This is a genomic window from Amycolatopsis sp. NPDC043885, from assembly GCF_056435685.1.
Genome location: NZ_JBWKEA010000010.1, coordinates 162,933 through 177,723, shown reverse-complemented (window position 1 = coordinate 177,723; position 14,791 = coordinate 162,933). Strand labels below are relative to the sequence as shown.

General features: G+C 70.2%; 10 protein-coding genes. 3 read left to right on the top strand and 7 right to left on the bottom strand.

Annotation, left to right across the window (positions count from 1 at the left end):
• Nucleotides 1-62: 62 nt before the first annotated feature.
• A complete protein-coding gene (locus AC069I_RS27000; protein WP_478266642.1) occupies nt 63-989 on the top strand; it encodes a hypothetical protein in 927 nt (308 codons plus the stop codon).
• Between the two features lie 126 nt (nt 990-1,115).
• Here the strand turns inward: AC069I_RS27000 and AC069I_RS26995 are convergent, their stop codons facing one another.
• The 7 genes from AC069I_RS26995 to AC069I_RS26965 all read right to left on the bottom strand — a co-directional run bounded on the left by AC069I_RS26995 (nt 1,116) and on the right by AC069I_RS26965 (nt 12,987).
• Entirely contained in the window at nt 1,116-1,829 is a 714-nt protein-coding gene (locus tag AC069I_RS26995) for an alpha/beta fold hydrolase (protein WP_478266641.1), read from the bottom strand.
• Complete coding sequence (locus AC069I_RS26990; protein ID WP_478224753.1) at nt 1,826-3,541, bottom strand: ABC transporter ATP-binding protein; 1,716 nt, start codon at nt 3,539-3,541, stop codon at nt 1,826-1,828. The genes AC069I_RS26995 and AC069I_RS26990 overlap by 4 nt, the downstream gene beginning before the upstream one ends.
• Nucleotides 3,538-6,060 (bottom strand): ABC transporter ATP-binding protein/permease, encoded by a 2,523-nt coding sequence (locus AC069I_RS26985; RefSeq protein WP_478224754.1) that lies wholly within the window; start codon nt 6,058-6,060, stop codon nt 3,538-3,540. The genes AC069I_RS26990 and AC069I_RS26985 overlap by 4 nt, the downstream gene beginning before the upstream one ends.
• Nucleotides 6,060-6,758: a TetR/AcrR family transcriptional regulator gene (locus AC069I_RS26980; protein WP_478266640.1), complete on the bottom strand. Its 699-nt coding sequence runs from the start codon at nt 6,756-6,758 to the stop codon at nt 6,060-6,062. Before AC069I_RS26980 ends, AC069I_RS26985 begins: the two co-directional genes overlap by 1 nt.
• Before the next feature lie 214 nt (nt 6,759-6,972).
• Complete coding sequence (locus tag AC069I_RS26975) at nt 6,973-8,511, bottom strand: S8 family serine peptidase (protein WP_478224756.1); 1,539 nt, start codon at nt 8,509-8,511, stop codon at nt 6,973-6,975.
• A 27-nt stretch (nt 8,512-8,538) separates the two neighbouring features.
• Entirely contained in the window at nt 8,539-9,996 is a 1,458-nt protein-coding gene (locus tag AC069I_RS26970; protein WP_478266639.1) for a trypsin-like serine protease, read from the bottom strand.
• A gap of 159 nt (nt 9,997-10,155) precedes the next feature.
• Nucleotides 10,156-12,987, bottom strand: a complete 2,832-nt coding sequence (locus tag AC069I_RS26965) for an ATP-binding protein (protein ID WP_478266638.1) — start codon at nt 12,985-12,987, stop codon at nt 10,156-10,158.
• A gap of 385 nt (nt 12,988-13,372) precedes the next feature.
• Here AC069I_RS26965 and AC069I_RS26960 point away from each other — a divergent pair, with 385 nt between their 5' ends.
• Together AC069I_RS26960 and AC069I_RS26955 are read left to right on the top strand one after the other, a co-directional pair.
• Nucleotides 13,373-13,963, top strand: a complete 591-nt coding sequence (locus AC069I_RS26960) for a papain-like cysteine protease family protein (RefSeq protein WP_034316771.1) — start codon at nt 13,373-13,375, stop codon at nt 13,961-13,963.
• A 4-nt stretch (nt 13,964-13,967) separates the two neighbouring features.
• Nucleotides 13,968-14,720, top strand: coding sequence for a hypothetical protein (locus tag AC069I_RS26955; RefSeq protein ID WP_478224759.1), 753 nt, complete (start codon nt 13,968-13,970; stop codon nt 14,718-14,720).
• Nucleotides 14,721-14,791 lie beyond the last annotated feature (71 nt).

The window sequence follows — 14,791 nt, the reverse complement described above, 5'->3', positions numbered from 1 at the left end:
CTGTCCACAACGGACGCGGCAAGGAGTGGCGTTTTCGCGCGAAACCTGCCATTGTCGAACATGTGATCGATCTCCCTTATCGCGGCTCCGGCCCTTATTGCTACGCCCATTCCCTCGCGATGATGCTCGGCTCCGAGGCTCCGGGCGCCGACGTGCTCGAAACCGTGACCGGCAGCCCCTTCGGCATGCAGCTGATCGGCGGTTCGTTGCCGTTCTTCGACGCCTTCGGCTGGGATCCCGATCTCGGTATCGGCGAGGCCCTCGACGTCCTCGGCTGGCGCGCGGAAACGGCGAGCGAGCCGGATCCGGATGCCGCCTTCGCCCGGCTCGTCGAGAGCCTCGCCGACGGCCCGGTCCTGCTCGGTCCGGTCGAAATGGGGCACCTGCGCCACCAGCCGGGGATGACCGGCCCGATCGGCGCCGACCATTTCCTGGTCGCGCTCGCCGCGGACGACGAGTCCGTCACCGCCCACGACCCGCAGGGCTACCCGTACGCGCGGATCCCGCGGGCGGATTTCGCCGCTGCCTGGCGCGCCGAAACGGTCGCTTACGGCAAACCGCACACGATGCGGACGAAGTTCGTGCGGCACACCTTCGTCGAAGACGAGGCCGCGATCGTGGCGTCGCTTCCCAGGGCGGTCAGGCGGCTCAGCGGGGAGAACGACACCGGGCTCCCGCCCGGCACGCTCGGCAACGGCGACGCGGCACTCGCGCTCGCCGACCGGATCGGCTCCGGCGGCGACCCGGACCTGCGGGGACTGCTCATCCATTTCGTCGTGCGCCTCGGCGCTCGACGGACGGCCGACGCCGCGGCGTGCCTGCGCCGGGTCGGCCGCGAAAAGGCCGCCGCCGTCCTCGCCACGCAGGCTCGGCTGATCGGCTCGTTGCAGTACGACCTCGTCGTCGAGGACGACGCACGCGCCGCCGCGACCCTCCGGGCGCTCGCCCCGACCTACGAAGAACTCAGGCGGGCGCTCACGTCATCCTGACGATTTCGCGGACGAGCACGTCGGGCTCGGTCAACGGGACGTAGTGGCCGGACCGCTCCGCGATGACGTGCCTGCCGCCGGGCGAGAGGCTCACCCGGTGAGCGTGTGAGGCGTTCGTCCGCGCCCTCATGCCGGCGGAGAAGCCGCCACCGCCGAGTCCGCCGGACACCACGGTGACCGGGATGTCGCCGAGCACCGGCGGATCCTGCCGCCAGAGGGCCAGTTCGTCGAGGAAGGTGCGGGACTGCTCCCGCTGGGTCCGCACCGTCCCAATGGTGAAGGCCTCCCGTTCGAGCTCGCGGCGGACGTCTTCCGGGACCCCCGCAGCAGGCCGCGGAAGACGAACTTGAGCAGGCCCAGCCGCGCGAGCACGGCGCCGAGCCGGAGCATGACGCGTTCACCGGTGCGGAAGGCGCGGCCGAAGAGGACGTCCGCCGCTTCGTCGGTCGGATCGACCAGCACCAGCCCGGCGATCCGCTCCGGACGTCGGGCGGCGGCCTGCCGCACGATCGGCCCGCCGGCGCTGTGCCCGACGAGGACGTACGGCCCCTGGCCGAAATGATCGAGGACGTCGTTGAGGTCGTCGGCCATCCGCCGCAGCGTGCGACCGCCGGGGTCGGGGGCGCTGCGGCCGAGCCCGGACCGGTCGTAGACGATCGCACGGGCGTACCGGGCGACCTCCGGCTGGACCGCCGCCCACGACGATCGGGTGGCCGCGGCACCCGCCTCGAACACGACCGTCGGCCCGGTGGATCCCTCGGGCCCCGGGTGCACCATCGCGTGAAGCCGTCTGCCGTCGCGGGTGACGACCCATTCCGGCTCACCTTGGGTATGGGTCATCTCGCGGTGATCCTCCAGCCGGTGGCGTCGATCTGGCGCCGCCAGAATTCGGCGAAACGTCCTTGTCCGGCAAGGAGTTCTTCGACGGTGCCGTCCTCGGCGATCCGCCCGTCCTCCAGGAACAGGACCCGGTCCGCGTGCCGGATCCCGGCGATCCGGTGGGTGACGATCACTCGCGTCCGCGGCACGGGATCGGCGCTGAGCGAGCGGACCACGGCGTCCTCGTTTTCGGTGTCCAGCGCGCTCGTGGCCTCGTCGACCAGCAGCACCGGCGCCGGTTTGAGCAACGCGCGGGCGATGGACACCCGCTGCCGCTCACCGCCGGAGAGCGCGCCGCCCGCCTCGCCGACGGCCGTGTGCTCCAGCAGTTCGTCCACCCTGGCGAGCCCGGCGACCTCGGCGATCCTCTCGTCGCTCGCCGAGGGATCCCCGGCGAGCACGTTGTCGCGCACCGAACCGTCGAAGAGATACGGCTGCTGGAAGACGACGGTGACGAGATCCCGGCGGGCGGCCGCGGACAACCCGGCGAGGTCGGTTCCGTCGGCGAGCACTCGCCCGCTGGTGGTCTGGTACAGGCCGGCGAGCAGCGCGAGGACGGTGCTCTTGCCCGAGCCGGACGGCCCGACGATCGCGGTCGTCGTCCCCGGTTCGAGGGTGAGGTCGAAGTCCTCCAGCACGTTCTCGGTCCCGGCCGCGTACCGGAACCCGACCTTCTCGAAGCGGATCAGCGGAGCCTCGGCCGGTGCCGCGGCCTCCCCCGACGGGGCGACCGGTGCGATGAGCACGGTGCGGATGCGGCCGAGTGCGGTGGCGGCGGTTTCGATACCGGGCGCGAGATCGCCGAGCGCGGTGAACGGTTCCAGATACCGGGCGATCACGACGATCAGCGCGATGGCCTCGGGCACGCTCAAACCGCCTTGTGTGACAAGGAGAACGGTCGTCCCGGCGAGCAGGACCAGCGCCAGCTGACCGGCGACGCCGAACAGCACCTGCCCCGGGATCTGCAGACACAGCAGCCGGACGGTCGCGCCATGGTGCGCGGCGAGCGCGGCACCGGCGTGACTGCGCGCGGGTTCCACACGGCGGGCGGCGCGCAATGTCTGCTGGGTACGGGCGAACTCGACGATCCGCTCCGTCAGTGTGGTGTTCGTGTCGGCCGCAGCGCGGTCGGCGCGCCGGGTGATCCGCCCGGTCGCCCACAGCGCGCCCAGCAGTACCGGGACCCCGGCCAGCGCGGCGACGCCGAGCGGCCAGGCGATCGGCAGCAGGGCCAGCGCGATCGCGATCGGCAGGAGGACCGCGCCGATGAGCGGGGTGAGCAGGTAGCCGGCCAGGCCGACGAGATCGGGTCCGGTGGCGGCGATCGCCTGACGGGCGGTCTGTGTGTGCTCACTGTCCAACCAGGACAGCCGGACGTTCGTCAGATGCTCGGCGACGTCGTGCTGGGCGTGGTCCAGCACGCCGAACCCGAGCTCGAACCCGAGCCGCCCCACGACGGCGTCGACGGCCCAGCCCGCCGCGGTGGAGGCCGCGAGCGCACCCAGCCAGGGCAGCGCGTCCGAGGGTTCCGCACCGAACAAGGCGCCCACCAACGGAACCAGCAGCACGACACCGGCGGCGCGCAGGAGCACCGACAGCACGGCGAGCACGACATAACGCCGGAACGCCGCGCGTTTCGGGCCGGGGATCAGGTCCAGCAGTGTGCGGATCACGCGGTCACCCCCGCACCGGCACCGGCCTGCCACAAGCGGGCGTACCGCCCTTCCGAAGCGAGAAGTTCTTCGTGGGTCCCGCTTTCGGCGATTCGCCCGCGGTCGAGGACCACGATCCGGTCGGCACCGGTGACGGTGTGCAGCCGATGGGCGATGACGAGGACGGTCCGGCCCGCGGTGAGCCGGTCGAGTGCTTGTTGCACGAGGTACTCCGACTCGGGATCGGCGAAGGCGGTCGCCTCGTCGAGGACGAGGACGGGGGCGTCGGCGAGGATCGTGCGGGCGATGGCCACCCGCTGGCGTTCCCCGCCGGACAGCTGGGAACCGGCACCGAGAACGGTGTCGTAACCCTGCGGCAGCCGCAAGATCCGCTCGTGGATCTGCGCGTCGCGGGCCGCGGCGACGACCTGGTCTTCGGTGGCGCCGGGGACGGCGAGGGCGATGTTCTCCCGCACGGTCCCCTTGACGAGCTGCGGATCCTGCAGGACGAATCCCACCCGGCCGTAGAGTTCGTCGGCGGTGAAGGCGCGGACGTCCCGGCCGCCGACCAGGATCGCGCCCTCGGTGACGTCGTGGAACCGCGCGACCAGGGCGGCGAGGGTCGACTTCCCCGCTCCCGACGGGCCGACCAGCGCGGTCACCGTGCCGGGCCGCAAGATCAGGGAGATGTCCTCCAGTACGGGAACGCCGGTGCGGTAGGCGAAACCCACGCGGTCCAGTTCCACCGTGCCCGGCTCGACGCCGTCCCGGTCCTTGAGTTCCACTGTGGACAGTTCCGGCTCGTCGAGCACGACCTGGACGCGGCGGGCGGCCAGCATCCCCTCGCGGACACCGCCGAGGCCGTACCCGATGCCCAGCAGCCGCGCGCCGAAGGTGGTGCCCAGCAGCAGGAACGGGATCAGGGTCACCGGCTCCATGCCGCCACCCGAGATCCTCAGTGTCCCGGCGCCGGTGATCAGGAGCAGGAAGGTCGCGGGTCTGGTGGCGAAGTCCAGCATGGTCTTCTTGCCGGTGAACGGACGCTGCCAGTCGCCGAGGAAACCGATGTACTCGTCGAGCCGCCGACGGAACGACGAAGCCGCGGCGCCGCCGAACACACGGATCACCGGCTGCCCCTCCAGGTACGCGCCCGCCTCGCCCGCCATCCGTTCCGCCCAGCGCATCGCCTGGCCGGTCTTGGGTCCCGATTGGACGACCATGATCGACGTGGTGACGAGGTAGACGAGAATCGGGACGAGCAGGACGAGCGCGAGCCGCCAGTCCACCGCGAACAGATAGGCCAGCACCGCGACCGGCGCGACGACGGCCGCCACCGCGTCGGGAACGGCGTGCGTGACCAGATAGTGCAGCGAAAGCGTGTCGCCCTGCACGAGTTTCGCGACCGTGCCCGAACCGCGCGCGGTGAACCAGCCCAGCGGCAGCCGCGCGAGCTTGCCCAAGAGCCGCTGCCGCAGATCCCGGGCGAAACGCGCGTCGGCCGCGTGCAGCCAGAGCACGACCGCGGATTCGAACAGTGTTCCCACGCCCAGCAGCACCAGCGCCGCGACGCCCATCGCCCACAGCGATTCGCCGCCCGCGAGCAGCCGCCGGACCAGTTCGACCAGCAGCACGAACGGCGCGAGACCGATCAGCGTCACGACGGCCTGCAAGAGGCCGGCGAAGATCAGCGTCCTGCGCACCGGCGCGAGCAGGCGTCCGGCCGCCTGTGCCCGCCATGCTCCCTTGGGCGCCTCCTTGACGGGTTTCACGACTTCGGCGGCCGGTTCCTCCTTCTCCCCGCGGAACGCGCCCATGGCTCGGCCGTAGTACCAGTACGCCCGGCCGTGCACCTCGGATTTGGGAAAGCCGAACGTGTCGCGCAAACGCGTCTTCAGCTGCTTGAACGAACCGGCTTCCGTCGCGATCCATGCCTGCCAGTCCGACCAGTCGCGCGTCTCGATCGCCGCGGCCAGCGAGGTCGCGTCGAGACGTGGCACCCAGTGCACGGTCAGCCTCGCGTGCTCCCCCAGCGGGATCAGGCGATCGGTGTCGTCGTGCTCTTCGAGGTACAGCTCGATCGGGATTTCGGCCGGGACCACCTCGAGGATCGCGTTGATCGCGGGGATCGAGGCGGAGTCGCCGATCAGCAGGTAACCGGCCGGAGGTTCCGCGAGAACCGAGAAGGACGAGGAACCCAGTGACATCACCGGGACCTTCGCTCCGGGCCGCGCTTCCCGCAGCCACCGAGAGGCGGGTCCGGCGGGCTCGTGCAGGACGACGTCGATGGCGAAAGTGCCGGCTTCAGGATCGGCTTTGGTGAGGGTGTAGGCGCGTTGGAACTCCGTCGTGCCGCCTTCCGGATCCGGGAACCAGAACCGGAGCCAGGCCGTCGGCTCCACGACGACGTCCTCGAACAACGTCGGTGAGACGAACCGGATCCGCACGAAACGCGGCGTGATCTCTTCTGTCCCGACGACGGTCGCTTCGTGGTCTCTGGCTCCGAAACCCCGCATCACCGCGCCCTGGAACCCGCGCGCCATCACAGACCCTCCCCCGTGGCCGCCAGATCGGCCACCATCTCGGCGACCGGCCTGCCCGGCGGGCAGGACTCGATCAACCCGCGAATCGACGCGGTCAGCAGCAGCCGCACGTACTCGGGCCGCGGTACCTCCGGCAACGCGGCGGACGGCCCGGCGAGCCGGTCGTCGCGGGACAACCGGTCGCGGACGGCCTGCCGCTCCCGGTCCAGCCCGTCGCCGTCGGCCTCCTCCGCGGCCATGCTGTTCTCCTCGGACGCGGTCATCGCGATGGTCAGCGACGCGACGGCGCCACTGAGCACGATCGCGGCGGCGGGCTCGTAACCCCGGCGGACGAGGGCGTCGACCTCGGTGTTCAGCAGGCGCTGACCGCCGTCACCGCGTGGGAACAGCAACTGGAGGTAGGTGACGAGGCCAGGATGGTCCAGCACGAAGGCCCGCATCTGCAGAGCGAAGGACAGCAAATGCTGTTCGAGGCCGTGCCGGGGATCGTCCCGGAGCCGCAGCTCGGCCAGGATGCTCTCGCCGACCAGCCGCTCCAGGCCCCACCGGCCGTCGACGTGCCGGTACAGGGCGGTCGCGGTCACCCCCAGCCGGACCGCGACCGCCTTGACACTGAGCCGGCGCATCCCGAGCTCGCGACCGGCACGCAGGATGTCGTCCCGCGCGATCATCGCCGGACGGCCACCGATCTTCGGCATTTCGCCCCTTCGCGGCCAAGGAAAGTTATAGGGGGAAACTAAGGGTAGGCTTAGTTTGGTGTCAAGACACGGTTCGGCTGGTGGCCGGAAGCTGCCAAGGGGTTGCCTTCGATCGCGCTGTGACCATGTCGCCAAACGAACGAACACCGGCGAGACCGCCGAAGCGGCCCCACCGGTGTTTTCCCTCCCGCCCTGCCGGCGAGTCTCAGCAGGTTCAGAACGTGATGGCGAACCCGTCGATCGAGCCGGTGTCGAACCGGTAGACGTCCTGCGCGCTCAGCTTCCAGGTGCCGTTGGCCGCCTCACCGGAAGCGTCGACCGTGAAGGTCTCGTGCACGCCGTCGGCCGAACCGACTCCGCCCGACTCCTTGAGCCGGTAGGCCTTGCCACTCGGCCCGATCAGGTCGAGCACGAGGTCCGCGGTGTAGGTGTGCGAGATGTCCACCTTCACCGGCAGCGAAGCGGAAGCCTTGCCGTCACAGCCTTCCTGGGTCACGGAACTGGTCACCGCCGCCCCGGCGTCCGGAATGGACACCGGCGTGGTGTTCGACTTGGCCCCGCACTGCGGCCCGGGGCCACCGCTGCCGATCGACGAGACGTTCAGCAGCTTGTTCGGCGAGCCGCTGCCCGCGTTCTTGATGACACCCGCGGTCGCGCCGTTCACCAGCGCGTCCCGCACCTGTTGCGGAGTGGCGCCGGGGTTGGCCGACAGGTAGAGCGCGGCCGCGCCGACGACGTGCGGTGTCGCCATCGAAGTCCCGTTCATCACCGCCGAACCGCCGCTGCTCGGGCTCAGCGACGTGATGTTCGAACCGGGGGCGAAGATGTCGGTGCAGCTTCCGTAGTTCGAGAACGAAGACCGGTTGTCCGAGGAGTCCGAGGCGTTGACCGTGATCGCCTCGGGCACCCGGGCCGGGCTGGTGTTGCAGGCGTCGGTGGAGGCGTTGCCCGCCGCCACGCCGTAGACGACACCCGACGCGATCGACCGCTTCACCGCGTCGTCCCCGACCCCGGGGGCGTCCATGGTCAGGCTCATGTTCGCCACGGCGGGCTTCTTGGCGTTCGCCGTCACCCAGTCGACGGCGTCGATGATGCCCGAGTCCGGACCGGAGTTGTTGCAGCCCAATACTTTCAACCCGACAATCTTGACCTTCTTCGCGACCCCGTAGGTCTTGCTGCCGATCGTGCCCGCGGTGTGACTGCCGTGTCCGTTGCAGTCCGTGCCGTCGCCACCCATGAAATCCTTGCCGAGGCCGGCGCGCCCTTCGTACTCCGGATTCGACGGGTTGATGCCGCTGTCGAGGTCGTACGCCGTGACGCCCGCGCCCTCGTTGGGATACGTGTAGGCCTTGTCGAGCGGGAGGTTCTTCTGGTCGACCCGGTCCAGGCCCCAGGTCGGGTTCTGCTGGGTGCCGGTGCCGCGCGCGGTGCCGTCTTCGTACACCGCCTTGACCGACGGGTCCGCGGCCAGCTTCCGCGCTTCCGCGGGGGTCATGCTCTTGGCCGAGAACCCGCGGATGGCCGACGTCCAGACCGAACGGACCTCACCGCCGTACCGTTTGGCCAGATCGGCCGAAGCCGACTGTCCCGCCGCGGCGACGTCATGGAGGACGACGATGTACTGGTCGCCGTAGTGCACCTTGGCGGGGATCACCACACCTTCGGCCTCGGCGGCGACGGCCGTTCCGGCGCCGAGGGCGAGCAACGGGCTCAGCAGGCCGAGCGCCAGCAGGGTTTTCGTCTTGTCACGCATGGGAATTCCCCTCTTTTTCGGTGAAGATCACTGGACGGTGAGGGTGTAGGTGGTGGTCGCGGTCTTGCCACTGCCGTCCTTGGCGGTCACCGTGACCGGGTACGTGCCCGGCTGGAACGGCGCGAAGACCTGCATGGTCGAACTGCCACCGCTCGACACGCTCTGCGGCGAGAAGAACGGGTTGGTCGGCAGTCCGGATCCACTGGCGGACAAGGTGATCGAGCCGGTGCCCCCGGCCGCGGTGACCGTCGCGCTCACCAGCGAGCCCGCGCGGCCGGATCCCGAAGACGGGTTCACGGTCACCTTCAGGTCGCCGACCGGAGGTTCACCCGCGCCGACGGTGAGCGAGAGTCCCGCGGTGGCCGTCTCGGTGGTGCCCTTTCCGGAAACCGTGACCTGATAAGTCTTTTCCGGAGTGCCGGCGGCGGTCTCGATGGTCAGCTTCGCCACCTCACCCGCCTTGATCGTGGCGGGCTGGAACGTGGCCTTGGCACCTTCGGGCAGTCCCGACGCCGACAGGGTGACGCTCTCGGCGCCGTTCTTGCCCGGTTCGCTCGTGACACTCGCCGACACGTACTTCCCCGGCAGGACCTTCACCGACGAGGGCGAAGCCGCGAGAGTGAAGGCGTCACCCGGCTGTTCGCCGCCGATCTGCTCGGCGACCCAGTCCCCCATCTCGTTGTTGAGCCTGCTGTAGACGCTGTACCAGCGGAAGTCGCTGCGGCTCCACGAGGTGACCCCGACAACCTTCCCGTTCACGACGAACGGGCCGCCGGAGTCGCCCGGCAGGACGGTCTTGCGGCCGTCGGGGTAACCGGCGCAGATCATCGTCTTCGGGTCGACGCCGTTCTCCACGCCGGTGCACTGGCTCGCGTTCACGATCGGCAACGTCAGCTTGTGCAGCGTGACGTCCTGCGTGGAGTCGTTGATGTCCTTCTTTCCGTACCCGAGGCTGAACCCGTCCTTGCCCGGCGCCTCCAGGCCGGTGTCTGCGGACGTGGCGACCTTCGCGTAGCCGCCGGGCGGGACCGGGATGTCGCCGTCGACGGTGATCACCGCGACGTCGTAACCGTTCCAGGGCTGGGTGAACCTGGGGTGGATCTTGTAGTCGACGGCCTTCAGCTGGGTGCCGCCCGCGCTCTTCAGGTCGTCGAGTCCATAAAGGACGCTCTTCTCACCCGACAGCTCCTTGCAGTGGGCCGCGACCAGGACCTTCCGCGGCGCGATGACGGAGCCGGAGCAGCTCTGCCCCTTCGGTCGCGAGCCACCTTCCCGCAGCGCGGCGATGACGTGCGGGTAGTCCTTCACCGACACCGGTGTGCCGCCGATGCTCTGGCCCTGGACGCCACCCGCCGGCAGGGGCGCGGCATCGGTGGGACTGATGGCGCTCAGGGGATCGGCCGGTGCCGCACCGGCGAAGCCCGCCGCCGGCGCCAGGGCGGCCATGGTCAGGGCGACCACGCCGAAGATCCGTTTTCCGCTCACGGTGATTCCTTTCCGGGAAATCGCGACTGCCCGACAACTGTCGATCGGCGGCGGAAACGGAACAACAGTGGAGCGCGGCGGATGGCCCACTATTTAAAGAAACCGCCTCTCACCTGCGGTTTCTCCCGACGTACCCAGCGAATCGCGGAATACGGACCCTTAAGGAATGGTTGGAGAACCGTCGCCGAGCAGGTCCTCGGTCAGGACGGTGCGCGAAGGCAGGCCCAATTTCCGGAGCGCCCGTCCGACGTGGATCTCGACCGTCCTCGGCGACAGGAACAACCGCTCGCCGATCTCCCGGTTCGTGAGGTTCTGGGCGGCGAGCCGGGCGACTTCGAGTTCCCTCGGCGACAACGCTTCGCCGTAGCCCTTGCGGCCGCGCCGCGGCATCTCCGGATCGCACCGCCGCAGCGAACGACGACAGCGGAGCGCGTCCACGGCGGCACCGAGGCTCGCGTACGTCGTCTCCGCGGTGGTGAAGGACGCGACGGCACGCGCCCGCTCCCCAGCTTCGGAGAAACATCCGGCCGCGAGTTCGTCGGCGTAGGCGGCGAAATACGGGAGAGGCAGCGCACTGTAGGCCTGCGCCGCACCGAGCAGCAGATCACCGGCGGCGAGCGTCTCGCCACGCGCCTGGGTGAGCATGCCCCGGCACAGCAGCGCCGACGCGTTCGCGACCGGTGCGTCCTTGCCGTCGATACCCTGCCGGTACTCCGCGAGGAGCTCCCTCGCCTCGACGTGCTGCCCCAGCCCGAGCATGGTGCGCACGGCGAACGGCATCAGTTCGGCCGCCCAGACCCAATTGTTCTTGCGCCGCACGGTTTCCAGGCCGAATTCGGCGAGGCGCCTTGCCGCCTGGAGGTCCTTGCCCGCCTGATGGACCGCCACGCGACCCGCGTACGCCGAAGCCTGCACCGGGACGCTGCCCGCGGAAAGCGCGAACGCCGCGTCGAAACTGCGCAGTGCCGCCGTCGGCCGGTGCTGCCCGTACTCGTACCAGCCGAGCACCAGCAGCGGCTCGGCCGCCAGTGAACCGTCCTTGTCGACCCGCGTCAGCATCGCCCGCGCCTTCTCCGCGACGCTCGCCCACTCCCCCATCGCGAGGTCCAGCCGTAGTTCCGTGCCGTCGGCCAGCGCGTCGAGATACGGCTGGTGGTCGTCACGGATCAGTCGACGCGCCGTCGTGAGGTAGGCCCGCGCCACCGGGTAATGCCCGTTCCACGCCACCGCGTCGGCCAGGTTGATGTAGGTGCGGGCCACCTGACGGCAGACCTCGGCCGACTCCGGGGCCCGTGGCAGGTCGGCGATCTCGTCCCAGGCCTCCGGATCGGCGATCTGCATCCGCGCCGAAAGCCGGTTCGCCGTGATCGCGGCGAGCAGCCCGGCGTCGCGTTCCCCCTTGCTCACCTGTACGGCCTCGTCGAGCCAGCGGAAGTTCTCCTCCACCGGGACGGTGCCGATATGCGGGAGCGCCAGGGTGACCAATCCCCTGGCGAGCAGCGCCTGCCGCCTGCCGAGGTCGGCCGCGCCGAGTTCGATCTCGAGCCTGCCCGCTTCGACCTTGCCCACCTGATTGATCAGCACCTGTCCGAGATGGACCCGGATCTCGCCCCGCGCGGCCTTGCTCAGCGGCCATTCGCGCAGGATCTCCCGCAGGAGCCGGACCGTACCGGCGTGCGCGATACTGCGCGGCAGTTCCCTGCCGAGCCGGACGGCGAACGATTCGCGCGCGGTCCGAGGGAGTTCCGTGTCCCGCAAGGCCGTTTCGAGCAGACGGCTCGCTTCCTCCGTCCGGCCGTCTTCGATGGCGTCGTCGACCGCCACACCGGTCCACTGTGTCCACGCGGCGATGTCACCTGCCAACCGCGCATGACGGGCGATGAGGGACGCGCGGGGTTCGACGCTCGCGGCGAGCCGGGCGGCGGCGCGTCCGTGCATCGCGCACCGCTGAGGTCCGGGAAGCAACGCGTAGACCGCTTCGGCGATCAGCGGGCTCCCCGAGACGTAGCGGCCGCGGCCGAGGTCACGCAGCAGTCCCGCCTCGACCGCTTCGGTGATCGCGCCGGAGATCTCCCCGGTCGACGGTGCCGCGACCGCACCCAGATCCGGTTCCCCGGCGGGCGATCCCAGCACCGCGGCCGCGCGGACGACGTCTTGCGCCGCAGGACCGATCGCCGCCATCAGGCCGGAGACCCGGCTCCGCACGAGCGGCGGCACGGTCGCCGACGCCAGTCTGTCCGCCGTAAGCGACTCGGCGGTGTCGCCGACGCTCTGGACCAAAGCCGTCAGGTCGACGGCGATCCCGGACGTGCGCCGGTGCGCGGCTTCGGCGAAATCCGGTGCGCAGCGGCCGAAGGACGCGTCCAGCAGCGTCCGCGCCTGGACCACGGTGAACGCGGCGAGCGAGAAATGCGCGGTGGTCTCACCCAGCGGCGGCAATCGCCGCGGGCCGCACGCAGCCACGCTCACCACCACACTCAGCGGCGGCACCGGGGAGGCCGCGAGTCCGCGCAGGAACTCCCACGTGTCGTCGTCGGCGGAGTGGACGTCGTCGAGTACCAGTACCGCGGGACCGCAGCCGGTCAGTACTTCGCGCACGGCGCGGAACTCCTGCTGCCGGACGGTCTCGGCGTCCGCGTTCTCCGGGAACGGCGGCAACCACGGGGACCATTCGGGGATCAGCCGTCGCAGGACACCCGTCACCGGCGAGAAACCGGCCGCGTGGGCGGCGGCGACGTCGCTCTTCGCGAGCAGCGCGTCGACCAACGGCGCCAGCCGGCCCGGCCGCGCGAAGGAGCCGCACCGAGCGGACCAGACCACACGCGACGCGATCCCGGGATGGGCGACCAGTTCTTCGAGCAGACGGCTGCGGCCCACACCCGGTCCGCCCTCGATGACGGCGACCGACGGCGGGCGCGAGGCGACGCGCACCAGTTCGGCCAGTTCGGTGTCGCGGGCCACGAACACCGGTGCCGCACCGATCGTCGGCATGCTCGGGACCCTACCGATCGGACACCCGCCGAAAGGCGGGAACACGAACAGTGACCGGGGTCCGCACGCTTTCCGCTGGTCCACACCACGGGAGTCACGACGTCTCCGCACCGTTAACTCGAACGGGCGACGCCGACCTGCGGTAACACCGGCATCCGCATCGGCAATACGGACCCTTAGGTATTGCCGCGAACCTTGCCACGGGGCCACCAGAGGGTGAATCTCAGACTATTCGCAGTGCCCCTCTGTCACCTCGCCACAGCGCTCACCCCCTGCTCGCGCCGGACGGTCACCCAGCCGGGTAGCCGAAGTCCCCACCTGTCCCTTACGGGTAGCCACCCGCGCTTGCTTCGCGTTCGACCATCCAGTTAGGAGTGTTCCGACGGTGAAGACCTCATTCAGGCGCGGGCTGGCCACCGCCTTCGCCGGTGTCGCCGCGTTGGTCGCCTTGCAGGCGCCCGCCTCCGCGGCGCCCGCCGTCACGGCGGCCACCACGATCCCGATCAGGATGCAGGCACAGGAGAAGAGCAACTGGTGCTGGGACGCCAGTGGCAACACGATCGCCGCGTGGTGGGGGCATTCCCTCACCCAGACGAAGTTCTGCCAGATCGCGCACAACGAGTCCGGAACGGACTGCGCGAACAACCAGGGCTACCTGAGTGATCAGCAGCGGGTGTTCCGCTGGCTGGGGTTCAGCAACGTCGGCACCTACAGTTCGTCCGGCCAGACGCTGAGCTTCGCCTCCATCAAGAGCCAGGTCGACGCGCGGCAGCCGATCGGCACCCGGATCGGCTGGCGCAACGGCGGCGGGCATATGCACGTGCTCTACGGCTACGACAACACCAACGGCGCGACGACGGTGTACTACGGCGACCCGTGGGGCTCGAGCCCCCGCTACAACCAGATGAGCTACAACGCCTACCGGTCCAACAACTCGTTCACCTGGACCCACACCGTCTACGGGATCAAGGACTGAAACCATGAAGCGAACCTTCCTCGGCGCCACGATCCTCGCCCTCGGACTGTCACTGGCGCTCGGCGGCCACGCCTCCGCCGCCGACGCCCCCAGCGGCGCGCCCACCGCCGCCGACCTCGCCGCGGTGTCCACAGTGGTCACCAGTGACGCGACCACCCAACGGCTCGCCAACGCGCAGTTCCCCGGCGCCGCCAAGGCGGACACGGCCGTCGCAGCCAGGACCGCCAAGGCGGATCCGCGGACACCGGTCGCGGTCTACCAGCCGACCGCCGCCTTCATCGCCGGTACTTCCTCCGTCCCGGCCGAACTCGCCTACGTCGCCACACCCGCCACGCTGGGCAACGGCGACGCCGCGACCGTGTGGTCGCAGCGCGAAGGCTCGGGGTGGTCGGTCTACAACGTCGCCTCGGGTGACGTCGAAAAGCGCCTCGCGGCGCGGGCGGGCAAGGGCTACCTCCTGAGCGAACCTCAGGCGGGCGCCTGGTACGCCGTCGACGGGGACACCGTGACCGTCCTCGACGGCTCGTCGGTGGCGAAGACCGGCGAGACGATGACGCTCGCCGCCTACCGCGAGGCCCTGCAGAGCCGCTACGGCGACAAGCTGCCCGGCTCGACCTACGACCGCACCGGTGCCGCCGGCGGTTACGGTGCCGCCCCCGTGGGCGGCACCGAGGTGCCGTGGTGGCCGTACGCGCTCGGCGCTGTCTTCCTCGCCGCCGCGGGCGCGGCCGTCACTCTGCGGCTCCGCAGGCAGTAAGCGCCAAGGGTGCCGGGACCGCGCGGGGTCCCGGCACCTCCGCGTTTTTCGGATGCGTGACCGGTGGACCT